The organism is Oceanobacillus sp. NCCP-135 (assembly GCF_059698015.1).
This window is the reverse complement of sequence record NZ_BAAKSZ010000001.1, coordinates 266,043-290,881: the sequence shown is the minus strand read 5'-3', so window position 1 is coordinate 290,881 and position 24,839 is coordinate 266,043. Positions and strand designations below refer to the sequence as shown.

Below are 24,839 nucleotides of genomic sequence, written 5' to 3'. Positions count from 1 at the left end.
ATTAACTACCATCCTTTTTGAAATTCATCTTCCTCGACAAATGCCTCGGATATTGTTCCAGAAACATCAACATTATCAGGTGCACATAGAAATGTTTCAGCACCCAATTTCTGAATATCGCCATTAACAGCATAAACAGTACCGCTAAGGAAATCAACAATTCTCTTTGCTTGATGATTATCTACCCGTTGCAAATTAATAACGACAGCTCTTCTATTTACTATATTATCTGCTATTTCCTGTGCTTCATTATATGTTCTTGGTTCACAAAGAACAACTTTAGATGTCGGCTGCTGCATCGTTGTTAAATTAACAACATTTTTATTTTTTTGTTCCGCGTTTATTTTGTTACCTGGTACTGTTTCCTCTTCAACATATTCATATTCATACTCGTCATCCATCGTAAAATAATTTTTGATTTTATTTTTAATACTCATTTTTTCACTCCTCGATAATATTATGATCCAACTAAACGTGAGCCTAATCGAATGTGAGTTGCTCCTTCTTCAATTGCTATTTCATAATCATTGCTCATCCCCATGGATAAGTATTCACAAGGAGCATGAGGTAGTTTTTTCTTCGTGATGGAATCTCTCAAATCAGCCAATTTTCTAAAAACCTCTCGTAAACGTTCATCATCTTCAATATGTGGTGCCATTGTCATTAAACCGACGATATGTACTTTTTCATATTTCGCTACTTCTTCTATAAAATCAAACACTTGATTATACTCGAGCCCATGCTTCGATTCTTCACCACTCACATTGACCTGTACAAAACAGTCAACTTCCGAAGCAGCACGTTTATCAATTTCTTTCGCAAGTGATATACGATCCAATGAATGAAGCGCATCAACTTTATTGATAACGTCTTTAACTTTTCGTGTTTGTAATGTTCCAATGAAATGCCATTTCACCTTATCTTCAAAGTGATTAAACTTTTCAAGGAATCCTTCCAAACGATTTTCGCCAAGGTTCTTAATCCCTGCATTAATTGTTTCTTCTGTTCGTTCTATTGTAACATATTTCGTTACACCAACCACTGTAATTTCATCTGGATTTCGCTGGCTTTTTTCACAAGCCTGTCCAATAGTTTTTCGAATTTGTTCAAGATTTGCTGCTACATCCATTATAACCATTACTCCTCCCTAGTATAATCATGTTGAAAAGCCCAGGAATCCTAACATCCTACCCGTTTTCCCATTGTCTCTTCGATGTGAAAAAAATAAATCTTTATCATTGAATGTGCAATAATTTGTTATATCTATATTATGACGTAATACACCACATTGTAAAAGGATTTCTACATTTAATTGCTTTAAATCTAATAAATAGCGATTATTCTCTTTAGGAATAACTGTCTTTGCTCTATCTTTAGAATCAATATATTTAATTATATTTTCACCAACTTCATAGAAAGGTTGTGAAATACTAGGTCCAATAACCACATTTAAATTAGTTTTATTTACCCCTAATGCTTGTAGCTCTCGAACCACTTTTTCAGTTATTCTGAAAATAGTACCCTTCCATCCAGCATGTGCAATACCAATATATTCGGTTTTAGGATCAAAAAAATATAATGGAACGCAGTCAGCAAAAAAAGCTGTACATAGGATTCCTTTATCATTCGTAATTAAACCATCTGTTCCTTTTATTGAACTTTTATACGTAATAGCTCCTTTTCCTCTATCATCAAGATTGATGTGCTTTACAGTTGTATCATGCACCTGTTCCCCAGATACCCAATTACTCAACGGAATATTTAATTCTCTTGCCAGTATTTCCCTGTTCGTAATTACATCCCGTTGATCATCCTGTACATGTAATCCTGTGTTGAATGTATTAAATGGGGGAGTACTCACACCCCCATTTCTAGTTGTAAATCCAGCTTTCAATTTAGGATTCATTTTCTGCCATTTTTCTATATGTAAAATGACCTCGTTACTTTGTGTAAATGGTTCACTCATTAAAGATACCTCCAAAAAGGATATTTGTACCATTTTATCATATTATGTTTTTATTATAAATTAGTGCCATTAGAGAATGCTTTTGAGTATAATGTTGGATTTTTAACCTCATTTACAAGAATTACATCAGATCCGATTCTTACAATTTGATCCCAGTGGATAATCAGCTCATCCGGTTTACCGAAAAATCCACCAGTTTTTTCTTTTAAAATAATTACAATTGCAATAATCTTGCCACTGTCTGTATCGATCTCTAAATCAGAAATATGTCCTAAACGCCTGCCGTCATCAATAATTATCACTTCTTTCACTTGTAATTCTGAAAGTTTGATCATTTTATTCACCCCACCTTACTTTAAATATATGCATGCCCCTAAGATATTTTCATAGAAATCAAAAAAACAAAAGGAAATGATTTATAGAAACCTTTTCCTTTTGTTTATATAAATTAATTTTATCTTGTTAACCTCTTAGGTACTGGGCAAGCCCGCTTTACTTTTCTCTGTCTAGTATTGCGTGGGCTAGCGACTACTGTCATATGCAATTGACTCTACGAGTACCAAAACCAGGCACTCTCCGGTCCCTTGCTTATGACCTTCGTCGCTGGGCAAGCCCGCTTTACTTTTCTCTTTATTCAAACATTTGCTTATTCATTTGGCTTATGGCGGCTTTTTCTAATCGGGATACTTGTGCTTGAGAAATACCGATTTCATCAGCTACTTCCATTTGTGTCTTCCCCTGGAAAAATCGTTTATTTAATATCATCTTTTCTCTTTCGTTAAGTTTATACATTCCTTCCTTCAATGAAAGTTTATCCAGCCAAGTTGAATCCTTATCTTTATCATCACTTATTTGATCCATCACATAAATTGGATCTCCACCATCATTATAAATTGGTTCAAATAATGATACTGGATCCTGAATGGCATCAAGTGCAAATACAATGTCAGAATGGGGAATTCCCATCTCTTCAGAAATCTCCATTGCTGTTGGTTCTTTAGAAGATTTATTAATGAGTTTTTCCCTTACTTGCAATGCTTTATATGCAATATCTCGCAAAGATCTCGATACTCTGATTGGATTATTATCCCTTAAGTATCGTCTAATTTCACCGATAATCATTGGAACAGCATAGGTGGAAAATCTAACATTATGTGCTAAATCAAAATTGTCAATTGATTTCATTAAACCGATGCAACCTACTTGGAATAGATCATCTACATATTCACCACGATTATTAAAACGTTGAATAACGCTTAAAACAAGCCGCAAATTTCCATTTACAAGCTCTTCTCGTGCAAATAAATCATCCTTCTGCTGCATTTTTATAAAAAGCTTTTTCATTTCCTCATTCTTTAAAACAGGTAGCTTCGATGTATCAACACCACATATTACAACTTTATGTCTAGTCATTTTGTTCAACCCTCCCAGTTGGCGATGCTGTTCATGGACAGTATCTCCGCATGAGAGGATTTTTATGCAAGCTTATCCTGCCTAAAAATTCACTAAATCACATTGATTCTTCTTCTATCAAGGCTAAACCATTTTATTAAATTCTTTTTTTAACCGTCTAATTATCTTTTTCTCTAATCGTGAAATATAAGATTGTGAAATACCTAACATATCAGCAACATCCTTTTGCGTTTTTTCCTCTTCCCCTATCAATCCAAAGCGTAGTTCCATAATTTGTTTTTCGCGATCACTCAATTGCGAAAGTGCACTTTTCAATAAACTTTTATCGACATTTGATTCTAGATTTTTTGTTATAATATCTTCTTCAGTACCTAGTACATCTGATAAAAGTAATTCATTTCCATCCCAATCAATATTTAAAGGTTCATCAAAAGAAATTTCCGATTTTAATTTATTATTTCTGCGTAAATACATTAAAATTTCATTTTCAATACATCTTGATGCATATGTAGCTAGCTTTATCTTCTTTTCCGGATTAAAAGTATTTACTGCTTTTATAAGACCAATTGTACCAATACTTATTAAATCCTCAATATTTATACCAGTATTTTCAAATTTACGTGCAATATATACAACTAAACGTAAATTGCGTTCAATTAGGACAGCACGAGCAGCTTTATCACCTTTTGGTAATAAGATTAATAATTCCTGTTCTTCTTGTTTAGACAATGGCGGTGGTAGTGCTTCACTCCCGCCAATATAGTATATTTCATCGGATTTAACTCCTATTTTCATTAAAAATTTATACCAGTTTAATTGAAAGCGCAATTTCCATGATTTTACCAACATGTCTCTCTCCTTTATGCAGAGTTAACAACTGCTAATTTTAATATTTGTGGTTGCAGCAAACAATGATAGCTTTGATCCTTTGTTAAGTCAGCAAACTGGATACCGATCAGTATTTTATTTGTCATTATTTTTTGCCCATCGTAGTGCACAACTAATTTTTCTGGCTTAATTCCAATTAAAAACATTCCACTTCCCTGTACCCCCTGATACGGTATAATATGAATGTGCTTCTCCCAGCCTCTTGGGATCTTTTCAAAATTAAGCTGATCGTTTGCATCCTTTAATAACTTCCACTCACTTTCAGAAAACCATTGTTTTAAAAATGACTCATCACAAATAATGACAGGTTTTTTTGTTAAAGGATCTACCAATTGATTACCACTATCGATATATCCAGTAGTTGAATAACTCTTATTTTTTAACTTGATAGTAACTGGATATTGTTGATCATAGCGAATCTTCTCAGCCGCATGCTTGTCCATACGGGTCTTCGTAAAAATCCAAACTAGAGGAAAACCGATACATAGAAAAATCCAACTGACCGGGTCGCCATAACCACTGTTAAATGTGAGTAAACCATTTGCAGTTAGACCAATTGGATTTTGAAATAGAAAATGTATTGCTATTAGTCCACCCCCTATAGCAAATGTTGTGAAATAAAACATTAACAGCAATTTCATTATTCGGTATATATTCATAAAACCAAAAGCACAAATAATTATAATGATCGAGTAAATGAATTTTCCGACTGTACTAGTAATTAAGGAATCAGGGAAATAGATAGAAATCGGAACTAACAGCGATGCTATAAATGCACCAAAAACGATTCTGATTTTTCTTGTACTGTCTCTTGCCAAAGCTTGTGTAAGCATTAACAGCATCATATCCAGAAAAAAATTTAATGTCCAGACAGCATCAAGATAAATAGTCAACTTACTCTTCCTCTCCAATAACCGTCATATCAAAGTATTACGTTTAATAATTAATAGGTTTCCTAAAAGTATATCGAAGGGCATGAGCAAAGTCTGTCACTTCTTGTATGTATAATGGGGCTAATTTTAACTAGTTATCGGGGAGTTTGTCGTGAGAAAAATAAAGAAGTATGTGCAGTAGGTTTCAAATAAAAAAAGCAAACGAGGTATTAAGGCTACTCGTTTGCTTACTATTTTTATAGAATCGGGCGTAAAATCACTATCCCTTAAGGGTAGTTGACTGTTGACTCCTCATTACCGCCGATTACGATTACGATTACGATTTCTTAGGAAAGTAGGAATATCTAGCTCATCTTCCTCTTGCTTCGGACGCTGTTGTTGTGGTTGTACTGGTTCTCTTTGAACATCATCCGTTGTTCTTGTTGCTGCATGCTGATTATGATTAATTAATGGACGTTGTTTCGGTTGATTTTCTGTTTTTTTAATAGATTCATCAAATCCCGTAGCAATTACCGTTACAATTATTTCATCATTCAGGTTCTCATTTATAACAGAACCAAATATAACATTTACTTCGCTATCTGCTGCAGATGTTACCAAATCAGCTGCCTCTTGAACTTCATACAAGCTAAGGTTTGTTCCACCTGTAATATTCATTAAAATACCATGAGCTCCATCAATAGAAGTTTCCAGTAAAGGAGAAGAAATTGCCTTTTTCGCAGCTTCAGTAGCGCGAGTTTCGCCTGTTGCGACACCAATTCCCATTAATGCGGACCCCTTGTCAAACATGATTGTTTTTACGTCTGCAAAGTCCACATTAATCAAACCTGGTTTTGCAATTAAGTCAGATATACCTTGTACACCTTGTCGCAGGACATTATCTGCTTCACGGAATGCTTCCAGCATCGGGGTATTTTTATCGACAATTTCAAGCAGGCGATCATTAGGTATAACAATTAATGTATCCACACTATTTTTTAATGCTTCAATACCAGAAATAGCTTGTGTAGAACGTCTTCTTCCCTCAAAAGTGAATGGTCTTGTAACAACGCCGACTGTAAGAGCCCCTAAATCTTTAGCGATTTGAGCAATAACAGGAGCTGCACCAGTACCTGTTCCCCCACCCATTCCTGCTGTAACAAAAATCATGTCTGCCCCTTGCAATACTTCCTGGAGCTGATCTTTACTTTCCTCAGCTGCTTTCTTACCTACTTCCGGATTAGCACCTGCACCTAACCCGCGTGTAAGTTTGCCGCCAATTTGTATTTTAACTTCAGCTTTTGATAAATTCAATGCTTGTGCATCTGTATTAACAGCAATGAATTCAACACCTTCAACACCGTGTTCGATCATTCTATTTACAGCGTTATTACCACCACCACCAACACCGATAACTTTAATTGTTGCCAATTCCTCCATATTTGTATCAAACTCTAACATATATCGTTCCTCCTAATATGCAAAATTACAAGAATTCTAGAAGCTAATTTATAAGTAGATGGTCAAAAGTAACATACCTTATCTATTTGAAATGAAATTTCATAGGAAGACTTAGTTAATCAAAGAAATATTTAAACAAATTAGCAAATCCAGAGTCTTTTTTCTTTTTTTCTTTGTTCTCATTTGATTTTGGTTGCTTTTGATTTCGTTTGGGCTTCTGTTCCTGCGCATTGGCAATAACAGAAGGAAATAATTCTTTACCTTGGATTTTCGCATTACGATAGGCAAATTGCAAGATCCCTACACCTGCAGTAAATTGTGATTCTCTTACACCTATGTAATCGGGAATAGCTACACGAACATTTGAACGGAATAAATCTTCAGCCAGTTCTAGAACACCTGGCATCGCCATCGTTCCACCTGTTAATACGTACCCTCCAGGTAATTCATGGTAACCCATTCTTCTAATTTCTCTTTGGGCAAAAGCATAAATTTCTTCCATTCTAGCTTCAATCATATCAGATATTTGAAGCTGATTATAGGTTTGTTTCGTATTACTTCCAATAATAGACACATCAAATGTTTCATCTTCCTGGGCATCATCATAAAAAGCATGACCATAGTTCAATTTAACATCTTCTGCTTCTTCGGTTGAAGTTCTAAGTCCGATCGATAAATCCTTTGTAATATTATCACCACCAAGACTAACAACACTTGTAGAAACGAGATGATCATTTTCAAAAATGGAAACTGTTGAACAACCACCACCCACATCAATCAGAGCTACACCCATATTCTTTTCATCTTTTGATAGTGCAACAGCTCCTGCGGCTAAAGGTTGCAGACAAATATCTGTAACCTGAAGATTAGCACGTTCCACACATTTTAAAGTATTATGTAAAACTGTTTTTGAACATGTGATAATGGTTCCTTCCATTTCCAGGCGTACACCAATCATACCCCGCGGGTCAGTTATTTCACTCAACCCGTCAACTATGAATTGTTTTGGAATAACGTCAACTATTTCACGTTCAGGAGGGACGGAAACAACTTGTGCACCTTCAATCACTCTGGTAATATCATCATCACTAATTTCACGATTTTCACTCTGCACTGCTACAACGCCATGACAAGGTTGCAATTGAATGTGGCTTCCGTTTACTCCCACCACAACACTCTCAATCTGCATACCTACCATTCGCTCTGCTTGTTCAACAGCATTTCTAATAGATTGTACGGTCTGATCAATATCAACAATGGCACCTTTTTTCATCCCATTGGATTTTGCAGTGCCGACGCCAATTATGTTTAATGAATCATTTAAAACTTCTCCGATAATTACTTTAATTTTTGTTGTACCAACATCAAGGCTTACTAGTATTTCACTGTTCAAAGAAAGGCACCTCCTAATACAAGTGTCTAAAAATTTATTAGACATGATCTCCTATTTACTATTTCTAATGTTAAAATATAAGAGGATGTTTAAAAAATCCGGTAAAAATGATACAGTGAATTTCTTCGTTGGCTTGCTTCTTCGCTCTTCACGTATGAATTGCATACGTTACGATGATCAAAGCTACGCCGCCTCGAATTTCTTGATCCTTTTTACCCTTCTTTATAAACACGCACTCTAATATTCCTATATTTTAAAGGAATTAATATAAAAAGAAAATATATATAGGTAATTCCACAAAAATAATCGATTCCCTTTATTTTTTTAAAAAAATTTAATTACATACTCCTATTATAGAATTCGTAAAAAACACTAAATATATGACTTTCCTTCTATAATTAATAAGGATATAGTTTACTCTACATCATTCGACTCTGTTTGTGATTCCATTTCTGTCCTATTTTCAATGTCTTCATCTTCATCTTCAGTTTCAGATGTAAGGAAGGACTCAAAATAAGCCCCAACACCAATATGGATAATCCCTTTACTTCCCTTTTCTAACTGGGAAACAACTGATGGATAGACTTGCATTTTCTCAGCAAAATTTCTTATTGTACCATCAACCATAAAGCCATCATTCATATAAAGTAAGACTTTATTTTTATTGGCATCTGTTGGTTTCCAATAAATCTCGGAAATTAAGTTTAATATATTCATTGGTAACTGCTGAAGCTCACTGGTCATCTTATGTAAATAAGCTTCGTCTGTAAATTCAGCAATCAATGGGGCATCGCCATTAAATATTTGTTGACCGACAGTATCCATCACTTTACCATTTCCCAGGATAGGATAATAAGTACCATCTTTCTCAATATATCCTACTCGTTTATATTCGTTAACTTCGATTTCAACGGTCCAAGGCAGCTTTCGATTAACCTCTACAGATTCTACGATTGGATTTTTACTGATTTCATTTTCAATATTATCCTCATTAATGGTCCAAATGTTTGATTTTGTTGTCATTTTACTTTGATCAATAATTTCTTCATCCGCAAAGTACACATTCCCTTTAACAGTAATCGTTTTTACATGACTTAAAGGTGATTGCAGATAGACAATAATAGATATTAAAAAGAAGAAAATAGAAAGATAAAATATCAAACGACGATTTGCCTTTTTTTTACGTGCTTGTTTCAACTTTGGGATTCGATCCTCAATTGAAACAATCTTCTTTTTGCTCATCTCCATTTCTTCCTTTATTACAAATTTACAGAATAAATAAGCATATAGATACCATTCATTCATGTTACATGAATTATATCACATAATGCTACTGAACATATAGTATACATTGCATAGTTTATCAAGTTTTTGATACAATCTAGCATATAAAAACTTTCCAATTTAAAAATACCACAGTGTAAAACACTATGGTAAGTGGATTTTTTTATGGTTTCTTATCTTTTAAGTAAAATTGACATTCATTATAGGATTATCGAAAATGTATTTTGCATTTTTGTAGCCCTTATACGCTGGATTGCAAGCCTCTTAAGTGATACCTGCGTTTAGACGAAAAATATTTTTTCGTCTGCAATCTACAGTTTGCTTCGAAGTACTTCTTACGCACGCATACAAAAAGAAATATGGGATATACTTTCTTCCAAAAAAAGCAGTTGAATTCCCGTTAAATTTTAGAATATATACTAACATTTAACAATATACCAACTGAACAAAGGGCTAATGTTAATGAAGATCCACCATAACTTAAAAACGGAAGCGTAATTCCTGTCACTGGTATTAAGCCGATTACTACACTTATATTGATCATTACTTGAATTGCTAGCATCATTACTATTCCCAATGCTAAAAATCTTCCAAACTGATCAGGTGCTTCTAATGATATTTTTATTCCACGCCAAAATAACAAAAGAAATAATCCGATAATAAGACTTCCGCCAATAAATCCGAGTTCTTCACCGATAATCGCAAAAATAAAATCATTTTGCGGTTCAGGCAAATAAAAATACTTTTGCAGACTTTCTCCAAGTCCAAGCCCCATTAACCCTCCAGGTCCGATTGCATATAATGATTGAATGATTTGAAATCCATCCCCAAGCGGATCTTCCCATGGATTTAAAAAAGCTGTGATTCGACTAATTCGATATGGTGCAGAAATGATTAGAAACACTAATCCAGCCAATCCTAGGACGGCCAATCCAAAAAAGTGTGTTAATCTAGCTCCGGCAACGAAAATCATAACCATACTTGTTAATACAAGCACCATTCCTGTACCTAAATCAGGCTGAAGCATGATTAGTCCAAATGCAGTAAAAATTAAGATAATTGATGGAAAAAAACCCTTTTTAAAAGAAGTTATATACTTCTGATTTGCAGCTAAATAAGCTGATAAAAAAATAATTAAGCCCAGTTTCATAAATTCGGATGGCTGAACACTAAAAGCCCCTACTCCAATCCAGCTCTGTGCTCCACCTCGAACCATTCCAACTCCTGGAATGAGTACTAGAAATAATAGAATAAAACAACTAAGCAGCATAATTTTTGCATATTTTTTCCATGTGTTATAAGGAATAAACATTACAAAAAACATTGTTGCAACTCCAGCTCCCGCAAACAGTAATTGCCTTTTTAGATAATAAAACGAATCTGCGTATTTATAATTGGCCCAGACATAGGACGAACTGTAAACCATTATAATCCCAATAATAAGAAGACTGATAATCACACCTAATAGCAGATAATCTGGTTTACTTTGTCCATTTGTTAATTTTCGAAACAAAAAAACACCCCTTTTCCTTAAATTTAGGAACAGGGGCGTATTATCATGTACATTTAATAGTGTGTGAACAACCTCTAATCGTAACTGTTTAAGACAAGCCCCCTACAATAGTTTATGCACGGCTTGAATAAACATGTCACCTCTTTCTTCAAAAGTGCGGTATTGATCCCAGCTGGCACACGCAGGCGATAATAAAATCACATCATTAGCTTTTGAAACAGAATAAGCCTCAGCAACCGCTTCTTCAACATCCTGCGTTAAAATGATTGTTTCGATGTTTGCTTCTTCGGCAATTCCTTTCAAATTCTCTTTTGTTTCTCCAAACAGAATCATCGCTTTTACATTTTTTAAAAATGGTAATAAATCGATAAATTTACTCCCCCTATCAAGACCGCCGGCTAATAAAATGGTTGATTGGTTAAATGATGATAAAGCCTTCTGTGTTGCAAGTATGTTTGTAGCCTTGGAATCATTATAAAATTGGCGACCGTTGATACTATCAACAAATTGCAATCGGTGTTTGACACCTGTAAAAGTGGTTAATACTTTATATATCCCTTCATTGCTAGCACCACAAAGCTTTGCAGCTGCAATCGATGCAAGGATATTTTCTAAATTATGTTCACCAACTAAAACAATATCTTTTCGTTCAATGACCTTCTCGTCCTGATAGAAGATACTTTCCTCATTTGCCCATATCCCTGTTTCCAACCGTTTACGAACTGAAAACGGGATTTTTTTAGACCTTGCTTTTTGAACTGCGTCAACGATGATTAAATCATCTGCATTATATACTAGATAGTCATCCTCCGTTTGATTTTTAAATAGATTAAACTTTGCTTCTTTGTAGTTTTCCATCGTTTTATGGTAATCCAAATGTGCTTCGAATATATTGAGTAATACTGCAATTTTAGGCTTAAATGTATCTATCCCTAAAAGTTGGAAAGAAGATAATTCAAGCACCATACTTTCATTCTCTGCTAATGTCTGTGCTACTTCTGTTGCCACCAATCCAATATTGCCCGCAACTTTAACCGGAAGATTGCTCTTTTTCATCATCTCAGTGGTAAGTGTTGTAGTAGTTGTTTTCCCATTAGATCCAGTGATTCCGATAATTGAACCTGCCACCAGCTGGCCTGCCAACTCGATCTCGGTAACAATTGGAATATCTCTTTTCACTGCTTCTTGAAGAATTAAATTATCATAAGGGATACCTGGATTTTTAACAATAATTTCAATATCATCTAAAACAGAAACAGGATGGATCCCCACAATAACTTCTGCACCCATCGCCTTTAATTCTGTAACAATATCATCGTTTTCTTTTGTATTCCTGTCATTAACACGCACTTTTTTTTCATTAGCTAATAGTAAATGAGCTGCAGCTGTTCCACTCTTCGCAAGTCCAAGCACAAGTACATGAGTATAAGGAAAATCCATTAGTTTATTCAACTTAAGCTCACCTCAATATAAATGCCTAGGGCAGCAAAAATAAGTCCAATTAGCCAGAAGCTTGTAACTACACGCCACTCAGACCAGCCCAGTAATTCATAATGATGATGTAATGGGCTCATTTTAAATATCCTTTTACCTGTTGTTTTAAAAGAGATTACTTGTATGATGACAGAGAGTGTTTCTATGACAAATACTCCCCCAACAATCACCAGAATAATTTCAAGCTTTGTTAAAATAGCTACTGCAGCAATTGCACCACCTAAAGCCAATGAACCGGTATCTCCCATAAATACCTTTGCAGGATGTGCATTAAATACAAGAAAACCTAATAATGCACCAACTACTGCTAAGACGAAGATTGTAACTTCATGTTGAGGAATGCCATACCATGCCAATATTCCAAAAGCACCAAAGGCAATTGCTGCTGTTCCCGCCAATAACCCATCCAAGCCATCTGTTAAGTTGACTGCATTGGATGCACCAACAAGCATAAATATGATTAGTAGCGCATAACCCCATCCAAGTTCCCATTGTATATTAGTTCCTGGTAGCTGAATGTATGTCGGAAAATCCTGACTGCGTAAAATAAAATAAAATAGTAGAGCTATCACAATTTGCCCAAGCATTTTTTGTTTCGAAGTTAAACCTAGATTTCGTTTCATTACCACTTTAATAAAATCATCCAAAAAACCTAAAAATCCATACCCAGCTAACACAAAAAGTAATAACCATAGTTCATAACCAATCCCCTCTGAACCGGTCTTACTAGCCATAATTAGCGAAGTAATTATAATACTAAAAACAATCATCAAACCGCCCATTGTAGGTGTACCGGTTTTTTTCAAATGAGACTTCGGACCTTCTTCTCTAATACTTTGTCCAAACTTTAAACGTCTTAAAAATGGAATAAAAATTGGAGATAAAAGGACGGTAATCAGAAATGCTATTGCTATTGTTATTAATAATACAGATATATTCACTTGTTTTCCTCCTTGTACAGTGACCGTCCATCATATTATGATGTATGCATAATTTCCTTGATTAATAATTCAAATTGTAGGCCTCTTGAAGCCTTAAACAATAATAAGGAATCTTCTTTTAAATAATCTTGGATTGCATTGATCAGTTCTTCTTTTGAAGTGAAATGATTACAACGAATATATGATTTATGGTGTTTAACATTCATTGTAATAACCTCGACATCTTTACCATATGTTAACAATACATTAATTGGTTCATCGATTACTTCCGCAACAGACCTGTGCAGTTCCTCTGAATGTTCTCCCAACTCTAAAACATCACCTAGTATGAGAACTTTATCAGTAAAACCTTCCATTTGCTTCACAACTTCAATTGCTGCCTTCATTGATGTCGGTGAGGCATTATAAGCATCATTAATAATAGAAACACCATTTGGCCCTTTTATCATCTCAAAACGCATTGAAGTCAATTTTAATGACTGTAACGCTTCTTTACACTTTTCTTGATTGATTCCTAGACACTTACTGAGTGTGATTGCGTAAGTAGCATTTAGTGCATGATGCTTACCAAGTAATGGAACTGAGTAAACTGTATCATTAGCTAGTTCAAAATTGGTGTGATCCAAGTTTATTTCTACATTTTTAATCACTCTATCATTATTTTCGGTAAAACCGCATGTAATGACATTTTTTTGCTTATGAATATGTTTCAATAAGTCTTCATCACCATCAATTATTACATAACCATCATCTTTTAAGCTATTCATTATTTCTAACTTAGCCATTGAAATACCTTTACGAGAACCCAAATATTCAATGTGAGATTCGCCAATATTGGTAATAATTGCATAATCCGGTTTAGCGATTTTCGATAATAAATCAATTTCACCAAAGTCGCTCATACCCATTTCCAGTACCAAGGCCTCCGTATCTCTTTTCATGGCTAAGATGGTTAATGGCAACCCTATATGATTATTAAAGTTCCCATCTGTATAATGTGTACGATAGGTAGACTGAACTAAAGCAGCCACTAAATCCTTTGTTGTCGTTTTCCCATTCGACCCTGTAATTCCGATTACAATTGGATTGATCACATCTCTGTATTTAGAAGCCATTTTTTGTAATGCTGCAATGGTATCATCCACAAAAAACACAGGAAAGCCTTTGGGCAGAAGAAATCCAGGTAATTCTTTTTCCTTATCCCATAATACAGCTACAGCCCCATTATCAATTGCTTGTTTAACATAATCGTGCCCATCAAAGTGATCCCCAATTATTGGGACAAACAACGAATTTGTTGACTCTACTCGACTATCTGTAATAACTTCATCTATTATAATTTCATCTGCTTGATCTCCGCTAAAATCAGTAAAAAAGCGGGATAACCATTTTGTAGTGAATAACATTTTCATTTCTCCTTAGCTTTGATCGCTTCTTTAGCAATTAAACGGTCATCAAAGTCATACTTCATATTTCCAATCTGCTGATATGTCTCATGACCTTTTCCAGCAATTAAAATAACATCGTCCTTATTAGCATGTTTTACGGCCTGATAAATTGCTTTCTTACGATCTAAAATTACTTCATACTTATTTTTAAAGTCCTCTAATCCTATAGTCATATCATCCAAAATTCTGTTTGGGTTTTCTCCTCTCGGATTATCAGAAGTAAAGATTGCTTGATCAGCATATCTTAATGCAATGGCTGCCATCAACGGCCGTTTCGAACGATCCCGATCCCCGCCACAACCTACGATCACATAAATCTTACCCTTAGCAAGCTCTTTAATTGTTTGTAATACATTTTTCAATGAATCAGGTGTATGCGCATAATCCACGATAACGGCAAATGATTGATCTCGGGTAACGGCTTCAAAACGTCCACTGACTCCTGCTATGCTTTCCAATCCTGTTTTTATGGTAGTTAACGGGATTTTACCAGCAATTGCTGCAGCGCTAGCAGCTAACATATTATACACATTAAACATTCCGATTAGTTTGCTGTTTATTACGATGTTTTCATCTGGAGTTATTAATTCAAAAGAAGTTCCATTAGCATCTATTTCTATATTCTTAGCCATTATCTGTGCCTTGTTTTTACAAGCATATGTTATAACATGCTGGGCAGTACTTCTTTTAATCAATTCGCTTGATGGATCATCTCCATTAATAATAGCAAACTTTTGATCTCTTGCATTATAGGTATTCCCTAATTGAGCAAACAACAGACTTTTTGCTCGTAAATAATCATCAATATTCTTGTGATAATCTAAATGGTCCTGTGTAAGATTCGTAAATACTGCTATATCATAATCGCATCCATATACTCTCCCTAAATCAAGAGCATGGGATGAGACCTCCATAATCGCCTGTTCTACCCCTTGATCACGCATTAAACTAAATGATTTTTGTAAGCTTAATGCATCTGGAGTCGTATTTGATACAGGATACGTTGTTTGACCTATTTTCATTTGTATTGTTCCTATTATACCTGTTTTCACTTGATATTTATTATAAATCGCTTCTAATAAATAAGTTACAGTAGTTTTACCATTTGTACCTGTAACCCCTATTAAAGGGATGGTAGCTGTTGGATTATTATAAAACTTTACTGCAATCATAGCCAAAATTCTCGAAGTATCTGTTACGACTATCACTGGCACAGATGTCTCAATGCTTTTCTCAGCAACAATTGCAACCGCACCATTAGAAACTGCCTGTTCCACATAATTATGCCCATCGACAGTGAAACCTGTAATACAAACAAACAATGCTCCTAGTTTAACTTGATGTGAATCCATTTCAATTGAATTTATTTCGATATTATATATAGCGGTTGTAGTTTGATAGATTGGTATGTCGGAAAATAATTCACTTAATTTCATGAACAACACCCTATCTTTATTATTATCCCACACATTGATTCTGTATAATATCATTTTTTTAGAGGGCAGTTACACCCTCTTATAGTAAACCTTATTTATTATAACAAACTTTTTCCTTATTCACGATATTTTTTATTAGATAAATAGATACGCATTTTTGATCCTTGCTCCACTTTAGTTCCCGGTTTTGGAGCCTGATCAATAATGTAATCACCCGACCCATTTGTTTCAATTGACAGATTTGTCATGTACTCAGATAAATCTCCTTTTGATAGACCTATTAAATCAGGAACTTCTATTTTTGGTTGTTCCGGCCACATATATTCTTTATCCAAACCGCCTGTTCTTGGTTCTACATTTAGAGCACTAAGGCTATCTCCAATAATTGTTCCTACAATTGGAGCAGCTACAACGCCCCCAAATTGAACCGTATTCTTAGGATTATCAACCGCAACATAAACAACAATTTCCGGATCATCAGCTGGGGCAAAGCCTATGAACGAGACAACGTAATTATTCTGCATATATCTTCCATCAGGGCCAACCTTTTGGGCAGTTCCTGTCTTCCCACCAACCCTATAGCCATCCACATAGGCAGGTCTACCTGTGCCTTTGGCTACAACACTTTCCAGGGCACTTCGAACCTCCTCAGACGTCGACTCGGAAATAACTCTCTTTTTTAAATTTGGCTCCACCATTTCTACAGTTTTTTCTGTCTTAGGATCAATCCATTCTTTGGCAATAAAAGGTTCGTATAAATACCCTCCATTTACAGTGGCAGCAACTGCCATAATCTGTTGAATCGGTGTTACGGACACACCTTGACCAAAAGCAGTTGTTGCCAATTCAACTGGTCCAACATTTTCTGGTTTAAATAGTATTCCATTTCCTTCTCCTTGTAAATCTATTCCGGTTTTTTTACCAAATCCAAAATCATTTATATAGGAAAATAATTTTTCCTTTCCAATGGTTAGACCTAAATCAACAAACCCAGGGTTACATGAATTTTGTACTACTTCAAGGAAACTTTGATGTCCATGTCCTCCACTTTTCCAGCAATGCAGTTCTGAACCACCTACAGAAATATCGCCATCATCATGAAAATGATCATTTTCCAAATCAACCATATTTTCCTCCAATGCTGCTGCTAATGTAATTATTTTAAAGGTTGATCCTGGTTCATATGTGCTCCAGATTGGTAAATTACGATCAAAAATTGATGATTTAACTTCCTGATAATTTTCAGGACTGAAATTGGGTCTCGTTGTCATTCCAAGAATTCCACCAGTTTTAGGATCTACAGCAATCGCAAGGGCTCCATCCGGATTGTATTTTGAAACAGCTAGATCCATTTCCCTCTCTAATATTGTTTGTACTTTTGAGTCAATCGTTGTTTTCAAATTCAACCCATCTTCAGGAGGACTATACACATCGGCAAGACTGTCCAGCCTTCGACCTTTCGCATCAGAATAAAATGAAAGACTACCAGCTTCACCACTCAGTTTTTTATCATAGTAAAGCTCAAGCCCCATCAAACCTTGATTATCAATTCCAGCAAAACCTAAAACATGTGATAAATTTTTCCCGTTAGGATAATGTCGTTTAGAATCCTTTGCTAGGTATACTCCATTCATATTCAAAGTTCTTATTGCTGATTCCTGTTCTGCGGAGATTTTAATACCTTCTGGGCGTATATTTACACTTGATGCAACTTTTGTAATATCCTCATAGACCTTATCAACAGATACATCCAGGATTTTCGCTAATTTTTCAGCAGTATTTTGTGGATTTTCTATTTGTCTTGGAACCACTACAATGGATGGAGCAGTTACATTTTCGGCTAATATCTCACCATTAGCATCTAATATATTTCCACGTTCTGGTTCAAATACAATATCTCTTGTCCACAAATCATTCGCTTGTCCGACTAATTTTTCTCCAACAACAAATTGCACATAGCCTAATCTTATATCAATAATTGCAAACATAAGTAGACCAAAAAGAAAAACAGTGACGATTCGTTTTCTAACTGTTACAGTAGATACACGTTTCATAATCCATCCCCTTCTCGATAGGCAGGCTTATATCCACTATATGTGTTATAAAAACTGAATAGAACACTGTTTGGATCTGGCTTTATTTACATCTATTCTTCTTCATTTCCATCCTGACTTGAAATATCTTCCTGTTCGTTTTTATCATTGCTATTTGGAACCTCTTCTATTTCGTCAGGTGGTAATAATTCTACTCCCAGGTAGTCCTTCTCTTTAACAGGAGTATCTTCTTTAATATTTTGAGTAATTACAAATCCATCTCCTAAAATCTCCATTTTCAAGGTGAGTAAATCACCTAGTTGCATGACTTCACGTTTCGACCAGCCAAGGATATTTGGCATTGTCGGATTATCTGTTACAAGTATCACCCGTTGATTAGGTAAGATTTCATCACCTTTTTCAACATTGGCAGAAACTACTTTTCCTGAGCCGACTACAGTAACCTTTAACCCTTTTTCTGTTAATCCTTTTTTAGCTGTTTCTGAAGCAGTTCCAATTATTTTTGGTATGATTGTTGCTTCAATCGAAGAGCTTTCTCCTTTATCGGGATCAATATTTAAATAATGTAAGCTGTTTTCCATTACATTATTAAAAATAAAAGAACTGGGCAGAGTGGTCGGCTCTGTTGGTTCAAGTTCTGGTTGCTGGACAGATACATACATCATTAACTGCGGATCATCGATTGGTGCCATTCCTAGGAACGAAAAAATATAATTTTCTCTTCCCGTTAAGTACGGTGTTGGTCCATCAGGATTTGGAATTTCTGCAGTCCCAGTCTTACCACCAACAGTATAATCATCAAGCTTATATCTTTTTCCTGTTCCTTCCTCACTATATACCACAGATTCCATTAACTTCAATACGTGTTCAGAGGTTTCCTTTGAAATTGGTTCACCAACTACGTTTGGTGATTTTTCCTCCAGAATATCCCCTGTGTTTGGATCCACAATTTCTTTGATTATATATGGCTGAAGCATTTTACCGCCATTTGCAATGGCAGTTGCTGCTTTCATTTGTTGAATTGGAGTCATTGTACTACCTTGTCCAAAAGCTGTCGTTATCTTTTCAAGTGGCCAGTCATACAATATCTGACCAGGAATTTCTCCAGGTAAGTCAATTTGAGTAGACTTATCGACTTCAAATGCTTTCAGGTACTCGAGGTAAGTTTCTGAACCAAGTTTTTCCCAGGCTAGCTTTGCTGCAGCAACATTGGATGAACGCCTAAACCCTTCATCGTAGGAGATCGTCCCCCAGCCTCTTCCACCATTATGGTCATGTATTTTTTTTACTTTTTCATTCGGGCTATAGCTTCCCGACTTAAATTCTTCGCTTCCATGATAAACGCCTTCTTCAATTGCGGCAGCCCATGTAAATATTTTCACTGTAGATCCCGGTTCAACGGGATTTGATATCACATCATTGTACCAATTTTCAACATTTGCAGGGTTATTCGGATTATAACTTGGTCGATTACTCATTGCCAAAATCTCACCCGTTTTTGGATTCATTACAATGGCTGTAATACGTTTAGGATTATAGTCTTCTTCCACCTGAGTTAGTACATCTTCTAACAATGTTTGAATTTTTTGATCGATGGTTAAATAAACATCATCCCCATCCTTTGGCTTTTTAATTACCTCATTAGGATCTAATAACTTTTTGCCATATTTGTCACGCTGATAGGAAATATGACCATCTTTTCCAGCTAGAATATCATTCATTTCCTTTTCCATTCCAGCTATTCCGGTAATCTCTTTTGAAACTTTGTCTTCCCTAGCGAAGCCAATGATGTGTGAAGCAAACATACCATTTGGATAGTACCGAATAGGTTCTTTTTCAAATACAATCCCTGGTATATTAAGTTCTTCTATTTCATCTTTTTCTTGTTGGGAAAGTTCTCTTCCTTCTTTTCCAAATTCAACTTGCCATTTTTTATTTTCAATCCCATTTTCTAGTCGTTCCAGAATGTAACTTGCATCAACATCTAATAAAGGAGCCAGCACTTTTGCAGTTTGCTCCGGATCTTTAACATGCTTTGGTTCCTCTGAATTTCCGGAATAAGCTTCATCTACGATTGCAATAATACGAAATGTAGGTCGATCGTAAGCGAGCGTCATCCCATTCTTATCAAAAATCTTACCTCTTTCAGCACCCAAAGAATAAGAAGCTGTTCTCTTTTTATCCGCCCACTCTTCCAAGGAAACATTGTTAATCTCACCGGTTGCCTGTATGTACATAAATCTGCCTGTTAATACGAGAAAAACACCAATGAAGAGTATGATGAACATTCCTGCCATGAAGTGAGTTGTTTTGTTTTTCCTCATACGACATTCCCCTTGGTTAATTGTTGAATGCGTGCGCTTGCTTTACTTCAGCATCCTGTATTTTTAACCCATTATCTTTAGCTATTTTCGTAATTCTTTCGGGTCTGCTTAATTCTTTCATTTCAAATAATAGCCCTTCATTCGTTACTTGCTGTGTTTGGACAGTCTGATTCATTTCCTGTAATTCACGATTTAGTGTATCTGTAGATGAAGAAAAGGAGACAATATAAATTCCCGCTGCAATTATACATACACTTACTAAAGTATATAATACTTTTTCCCCTTTTGTAATCCATCCTTGCTTTCGGACTTTTACTGCTACTTTTTGTTCTTTATTTGGGGTTTGCTGTGTGCTTGTTTGTTGCCAGCTTCGAGCATGATTTGCACTCATTATTTTTTCCACCCTTCCTCATACATAAATTCGTCTTTCCATTCACTAACTTTTTCAACAATACGTAATTTCGCTGAACGTGATCTTCTATTTTCAGTTAATTCATGATCACTTGCTATAATTGGTCTTCTCGTTATTAATTTAAATGGAGCCTCGTGCTCCTTTGGTAATATTGGTAAATTTCTTGGTGTTTCTTTAGCTGTGCTCCATTTTTTAAAAGCTTGTTTACACACTCTATCTTCAAGTGAGTGGAACGTAATGACTACAATGCGACCATTCTTATCCACTATCCTAGCTGCTTGATGAAGTGCATCATTAAATGCAGCCAATTCATCATTCACAGCGATTCGGATAGCTTGAAAAATGCGTTTAGCTGGATGACCACCCTTTCTGCGCGCAGGTGCAGGTATGGCATCCTTGATGATTTCTACTAATTGATGTGTGGTGTGAATTCGCTTCGTTATTCTATATGCTTCAATTTTTCTCGCAATTTGTTTGGAAAATTTCTCTTCCCCGTATTTAAAAAAGATCGCTACTAATTCATTGTAGTCCCAGTAATTAACAATCTCAAAAGCGGTTAGCTCGTCAGTTTGATTCATTCGCATGTCCAGTTCCGCATCATGCTGATAGCTGAAACCTCTTTCTCCCTTATCCAATTGTGGTGAAGATACACCAAGATCAAATAATATTCCATCAATATGATGAATCTGATGTTCTGCTAATTGATTCTCAAGTCTTCTAAAATTTGAATGAATGAAGATGATTCGATCATGGTATGCTTTTAGTCTCTCTTTTGCAGCTTTTAAAGCATCGATATCCTGATCAAAGGCAACAAGTAAACCATTCTCCCCTAATTGAGATACAATTTGCTCTGAATGACCTCCGCCACCTACAGTACAATCAACATATACACCATCTGGCTTTAATGACAATCCTCTAACTGTTTCATCTTTTAAAACACTGTAATGTTCAAACATCTATACACCCACTTCTATCTACGTCTAGCTCTAGCGCCCAGCGACTAATTGACTTCCTTCACCTACGTACGATAATGAAGTCTTGCCGATTAGAAACCAGAGGGTTAATCGCACTTATACCCTTGTGGTGAAAGTCAACATCGATTTGCTTACGCTCATCGTGTTTCCTTTTAGATTGACTAAGATTTTTGCTTAAAAAGCAAAAATCTTAGTCAATCTCCTACGGCGCAGTCCATACGTTGCTAAAAGGGCACTCTGCGCTTTTGTTTATCAAATATCGAAATCCATTAGATTTTCGGCAATCTCTGCAAATGATTCCTCTGAATCATTGAAGTAATTTTCCCAATTATCGCTAGCCCAAAATTCAATTCGATTGGATACACCTAATACAACACACTCTTTTTCCAGTACAGCATAATTTCTTAGTGGTTGTGGGATGTTTATTCTTCCCTGTTTATCCACTTCACATTCAACTGCTCCAGAAAAGAAAAATCGAGTAAATGCCCGTGCATCCTTTTTCGTTAGTGGGAGTTTTTTTAGTTTTTCTTCTAATACTTTCCATTCATCCATCGGGTAAGCGAACAAGCATTTATCCAGTCCACGGGTAACAACAAAGCTTTCCCCTAGTTCATCACGAAACTTAGAAGGGACAATAATTCTGCCTTTTATGTCAATGCTATGTTGGTATTCACCCATGAACATATAGTTCGCCCCACTTTCATATTTTTTATTCTACCACATCCCCCCACTATTCACCACTAATTTTTAAATAAATAAGATAGATAACTAAAATTAAGTAATTTGTACTATAAAAAGACATATAAAAAAAGCTATCTTATCAATAAAAGACAGCTTTTCAATAAAATTATTTAATTAGTGGAGGAAAGTGGTAAGATTAAACATAAACAATATAATGTGCATTTTGAAACGAACAAGATTGGTTTGTTAGTTTTTTTATAAAATCATCACCGTGTTCATTCATCCAAGGCAGTGGATTCCAAATTCGTTCCTGTAATCCATCTAGTGGTCGCAGTGAAATATTGATTAGATCAAACTCACTCAGTTCCTTTGCATACTTTTCTTCCAGTGTTTTTATAATTCTGTCCTCCAAGTATTCAACATCACATTGTAAATAAAACAAATTTTTTTCTGCTAGTTCGCCTAAATCTGAACGGATATCTAAAGCAATCTCTCTTAATGGTTTATGAGCTTGATCGATTGTTTGTTTTATTTCTTGAACAATCTGTTGAATTGGAGGATTGTTTTTTGCAGTTAGCCAATTATCCCTTACATCAACTACTCCCTCATTTATTGCATGTTCAGCCGAAATGTTATATTTTTTTAATGCTTTTTCCACATTTCGTTCGATAAATGTAAACGATAAGCGCGGTAGTACGGGAGGCATTTTCATCTGAAAAGCCGAAAATGCAGGTTTTAATAAAGCCCAATAGCTTATCTCTCCAGGACCACCAATAAAAGCCAAAGAAGGGAATAACAATTCCTGCATTAGTGGACGGGTTACTACATTGTTGCTTAATAACTCCGGTTGTTTCTTTGCAATGGTTATTAGCTCATCTGTTGTTAGAATAACTTCATTTTGCTTCCCTATCCATTTTCCTTCTTCATGTCGAGTTAGTAACACCCGTTCATTATTTAAATGATAAAATAGATGAGCGTCACTTTGCTCAACATCTAATGTGAGAGAATAGCCATTTTGTTTCAATTGCCCAGCAGCATTATATACCCCACTGCTGATGTCAGGCTGTCTCTCAATTAATTGTACAAAATGACTGCTTTCCATTTCTCGTACTTTTTGATGACCTGAATCAATTAATACAAGTCCTTCATCTCGAAACAATTGAAAAATTACACGAGCAAAGAAATCCACATATGTAGTTGATTTATCCATACAGTTTTTAATTGTTTCATATAAATCCTTCGTAAACTGTGTCTCCTTAAGATTTTCAAATAGTTGATTTAACCATTGGCTACTGTACGACCTGTCGATATTTATATCGGAAATAGAGCTTTTGTATAAAACACGTTGGAGAAGCTTGTATTTTTTCATTTGTGCAACTTCTGGTAAAAAAATATGATTTATTTCGTCAAAATCATGGTCTTCACCAGCAATCCAAAAAACTGGGATAACAGGAATTTGTAGTTTTTCTTCCTGTTGCTTGGCAAACTGAATAATCGAAATCACTTTATTAATTGAATACATCGGTCCTGTCAATAATCCTGCTTGTTGCCCTCCTATAACTACAACGCTTTCTTCATTTCTTAGTCGTTCAATATTCTGAAATGTCGATTCAGGTGCGTCCCATTCTTGGTTTAACATCTGCAATACATCCGTTAGTTGCCCTCGATTAAACTCCCGTTTACCTAGATCTTTAATTCTTTGCTTGTAATCCTGAAACGGATGATAATCAAAAAACTGCATCATTTTATTTTTGTTACTTCGGTAGTCATTTATTAATTTGCTCTGTTTATTTAACTGTATAGGGTCGATCTGCATAGATAAATACTCCTTCTATTCATAATATCCTCTATGTATTGTACATAATTCTTTAATGAAATTCATTTAATCTGTTTCATATTATGATCAACGGAAGAAAATTTGCTGAATAACTCCAATAAACAATAAACAAACATATAATACCAAAAAGATTAAAAATAATAATCGCCAAAAAACTTTAAATGCTTTTCTAAATATAATTTCTGTATTCATTTTCCATTGAAAAATAATTATTCCTGTCAATAACATTAAAAGTAACCCCAATATAATTCCAATAAATTGCTTCTCAAAAATAATAGTCAACTGTATAGTAACTGCTATAATATATAAAATAGTCGTCCAATTTACCGCTTGATGAAAAGCTTTTAACTTCCCATGTTTAATTTTTCTTGAAATTTTATACACAACCCAAGTGGCAAAAATGGGAAGCGTTATAAAAATCGCAATGAAATAAATGATGAAATCCACC

At 35.1% G+C, this 24,839-nt stretch carries 22 protein-coding genes; all 22 read right to left on the bottom strand.

Features of this window, described 5'->3' with window-relative positions; translation table 11 throughout:
- Nucleotides 1-5: 5 nt before the first annotated feature.
- Nucleotides 6-437, bottom strand: coding sequence for a cell division protein SepF (locus AC6HVZ_RS01365; protein ID WP_497556329.1), 432 nt, complete (start codon nt 435-437; stop codon nt 6-8).
- 20 nt (nt 438-457) lie between these two features.
- On the bottom strand, nt 458-1,129 hold the full coding sequence (locus tag AC6HVZ_RS01360) for a YggS family pyridoxal phosphate-dependent enzyme (RefSeq protein ID WP_497556328.1): 672 nt from the start codon (nt 1,127-1,129) through the stop codon (nt 458-460).
- Nucleotides 1,130-1,156: 27 nt separating this feature from the next.
- Complete coding sequence (gene pgeF, locus AC6HVZ_RS01355; protein ID WP_497556327.1) at nt 1,157-1,966, bottom strand: peptidoglycan editing factor PgeF; 810 nt, start codon at nt 1,964-1,966, stop codon at nt 1,157-1,159.
- 53 nt (nt 1,967-2,019) lie between these two features.
- Nucleotides 2,020-2,301: a YlmC/YmxH family sporulation protein gene (locus AC6HVZ_RS01350; protein ID WP_497556326.1), complete on the bottom strand. Its 282-nt coding sequence runs from the start codon at nt 2,299-2,301 to the stop codon at nt 2,020-2,022.
- A 295-nt stretch (nt 2,302-2,596) separates the two neighbouring features.
- Entirely contained in the window at nt 2,597-3,379 is a 783-nt protein-coding gene (sigG, locus tag AC6HVZ_RS01345) for an RNA polymerase sporulation sigma factor SigG (RefSeq protein WP_497556325.1), read from the bottom strand.
- Nucleotides 3,380-3,502: 123 nt separating this feature from the next.
- The gene (gene sigE / locus AC6HVZ_RS01340) at nt 3,503-4,225 is read right to left on the bottom strand and encodes an RNA polymerase sporulation sigma factor SigE (RefSeq protein WP_497556324.1); all 723 of its coding nucleotides are present in this window, start codon (nt 4,223-4,225) and stop codon (nt 3,503-3,505) included.
- Between the two features lie 14 nt (nt 4,226-4,239).
- Nucleotides 4,240-5,160 (bottom strand): sigma-E processing peptidase SpoIIGA, encoded by a 921-nt coding sequence (gene spoIIGA, locus AC6HVZ_RS01335; protein WP_497556323.1) that lies wholly within the window; start codon nt 5,158-5,160, stop codon nt 4,240-4,242.
- A 294-nt stretch (nt 5,161-5,454) separates the two neighbouring features.
- Nucleotides 5,455-6,600, bottom strand: a complete 1,146-nt coding sequence (ftsZ, locus tag AC6HVZ_RS01330) for a cell division protein FtsZ (protein WP_497556322.1) — start codon at nt 6,598-6,600, stop codon at nt 5,455-5,457.
- Between the two features lie 115 nt (nt 6,601-6,715).
- Nucleotides 6,716-8,038: a cell division protein FtsA gene (ftsA, locus tag AC6HVZ_RS01325; RefSeq protein ID WP_497556321.1), complete on the bottom strand. Its 1,323-nt coding sequence runs from the start codon at nt 8,036-8,038 to the stop codon at nt 6,716-6,718.
- 369 nt (nt 8,039-8,407) lie between these two features.
- Entirely contained in the window at nt 8,408-9,235 is an 828-nt protein-coding gene (locus AC6HVZ_RS01320) for a cell division protein FtsQ/DivIB (RefSeq protein ID WP_497556320.1), read from the bottom strand.
- Between the two features lie 442 nt (nt 9,236-9,677).
- Nucleotides 9,678-10,790 carry a stage V sporulation protein E gene (gene spoVE / locus AC6HVZ_RS01315; protein ID WP_497556319.1) on the bottom strand — a complete coding sequence of 371 codons (1,113 nt, stop codon included), beginning with the start codon at nt 10,788-10,790 and terminating at the stop codon, nt 9,678-9,680.
- A 102-nt stretch (nt 10,791-10,892) separates the two neighbouring features.
- Nucleotides 10,893-12,242, bottom strand: a complete 1,350-nt coding sequence (gene murD, locus AC6HVZ_RS01310) for a UDP-N-acetylmuramoyl-L-alanine--D-glutamate ligase (protein ID WP_497556318.1) — start codon at nt 12,240-12,242, stop codon at nt 10,893-10,895.
- Nucleotides 12,239-13,225 carry a phospho-N-acetylmuramoyl-pentapeptide-transferase gene (gene mraY / locus AC6HVZ_RS01305; RefSeq protein ID WP_497556317.1) on the bottom strand — a complete coding sequence of 329 codons (987 nt, stop codon included), beginning with the start codon at nt 13,223-13,225 and terminating at the stop codon, nt 12,239-12,241. The genes murD and mraY overlap by 4 nt, the downstream gene beginning before the upstream one ends.
- A gap of 35 nt (nt 13,226-13,260) precedes the next feature.
- On the bottom strand, nt 13,261-14,631 hold the full coding sequence (locus tag AC6HVZ_RS01300) for a UDP-N-acetylmuramoyl-tripeptide--D-alanyl-D-alanine ligase (RefSeq protein ID WP_497556316.1): 1,371 nt from the start codon (nt 14,629-14,631) through the stop codon (nt 13,261-13,263).
- Between the two features lie 2 nt (nt 14,632-14,633).
- Nucleotides 14,634-16,109 carry a UDP-N-acetylmuramoyl-L-alanyl-D-glutamate--2,6-diaminopimelate ligase gene (locus AC6HVZ_RS01295; RefSeq protein WP_497556315.1) on the bottom strand — a complete coding sequence of 492 codons (1,476 nt, stop codon included), beginning with the start codon at nt 16,107-16,109 and terminating at the stop codon, nt 14,634-14,636.
- Between the two features lie 116 nt (nt 16,110-16,225).
- Complete coding sequence (locus AC6HVZ_RS01290; RefSeq protein ID WP_497556314.1) at nt 16,226-18,163, bottom strand: stage V sporulation protein D; 1,938 nt, start codon at nt 18,161-18,163, stop codon at nt 16,226-16,228.
- A gap of 92 nt (nt 18,164-18,255) precedes the next feature.
- Nucleotides 18,256-20,487 carry a penicillin-binding protein gene (locus AC6HVZ_RS01285; RefSeq protein WP_497556313.1) on the bottom strand — a complete coding sequence of 744 codons (2,232 nt, stop codon included), beginning with the start codon at nt 20,485-20,487 and terminating at the stop codon, nt 18,256-18,258.
- 16 nt (nt 20,488-20,503) lie between these two features.
- Complete coding sequence (gene ftsL, locus AC6HVZ_RS01280; RefSeq protein WP_497556312.1) at nt 20,504-20,878, bottom strand: cell division protein FtsL; 375 nt, start codon at nt 20,876-20,878, stop codon at nt 20,504-20,506.
- The gene (rsmH, locus tag AC6HVZ_RS01275) at nt 20,878-21,855 is read right to left on the bottom strand and encodes a 16S rRNA (cytosine(1402)-N(4))-methyltransferase RsmH (RefSeq protein WP_497556311.1); all 978 of its coding nucleotides are present in this window, start codon (nt 21,853-21,855) and stop codon (nt 20,878-20,880) included. The genes ftsL and rsmH overlap by 1 nt, the downstream gene beginning before the upstream one ends.
- Nucleotides 21,856-22,125: 270 nt before the next feature.
- Nucleotides 22,126-22,557, bottom strand: a complete 432-nt coding sequence (mraZ, locus tag AC6HVZ_RS01270; protein WP_497556310.1) for a division/cell wall cluster transcriptional repressor MraZ — start codon at nt 22,555-22,557, stop codon at nt 22,126-22,128.
- Between the two features lie 193 nt (nt 22,558-22,750).
- The gene (gene bshC / locus AC6HVZ_RS01265; RefSeq protein ID WP_497556309.1) at nt 22,751-24,370 is read right to left on the bottom strand and encodes a bacillithiol biosynthesis cysteine-adding enzyme BshC; all 1,620 of its coding nucleotides are present in this window, start codon (nt 24,368-24,370) and stop codon (nt 22,751-22,753) included.
- Nucleotides 24,371-24,457: 87 nt separating this feature from the next.
- Nucleotides 24,458-24,838 carry a DUF3397 domain-containing protein gene (locus AC6HVZ_RS01260; RefSeq protein ID WP_497556308.1) on the bottom strand — a complete coding sequence of 127 codons (381 nt, stop codon included), beginning with the start codon at nt 24,836-24,838 and terminating at the stop codon, nt 24,458-24,460.
- Nucleotide 24,839 lies beyond the last annotated feature (1 nt).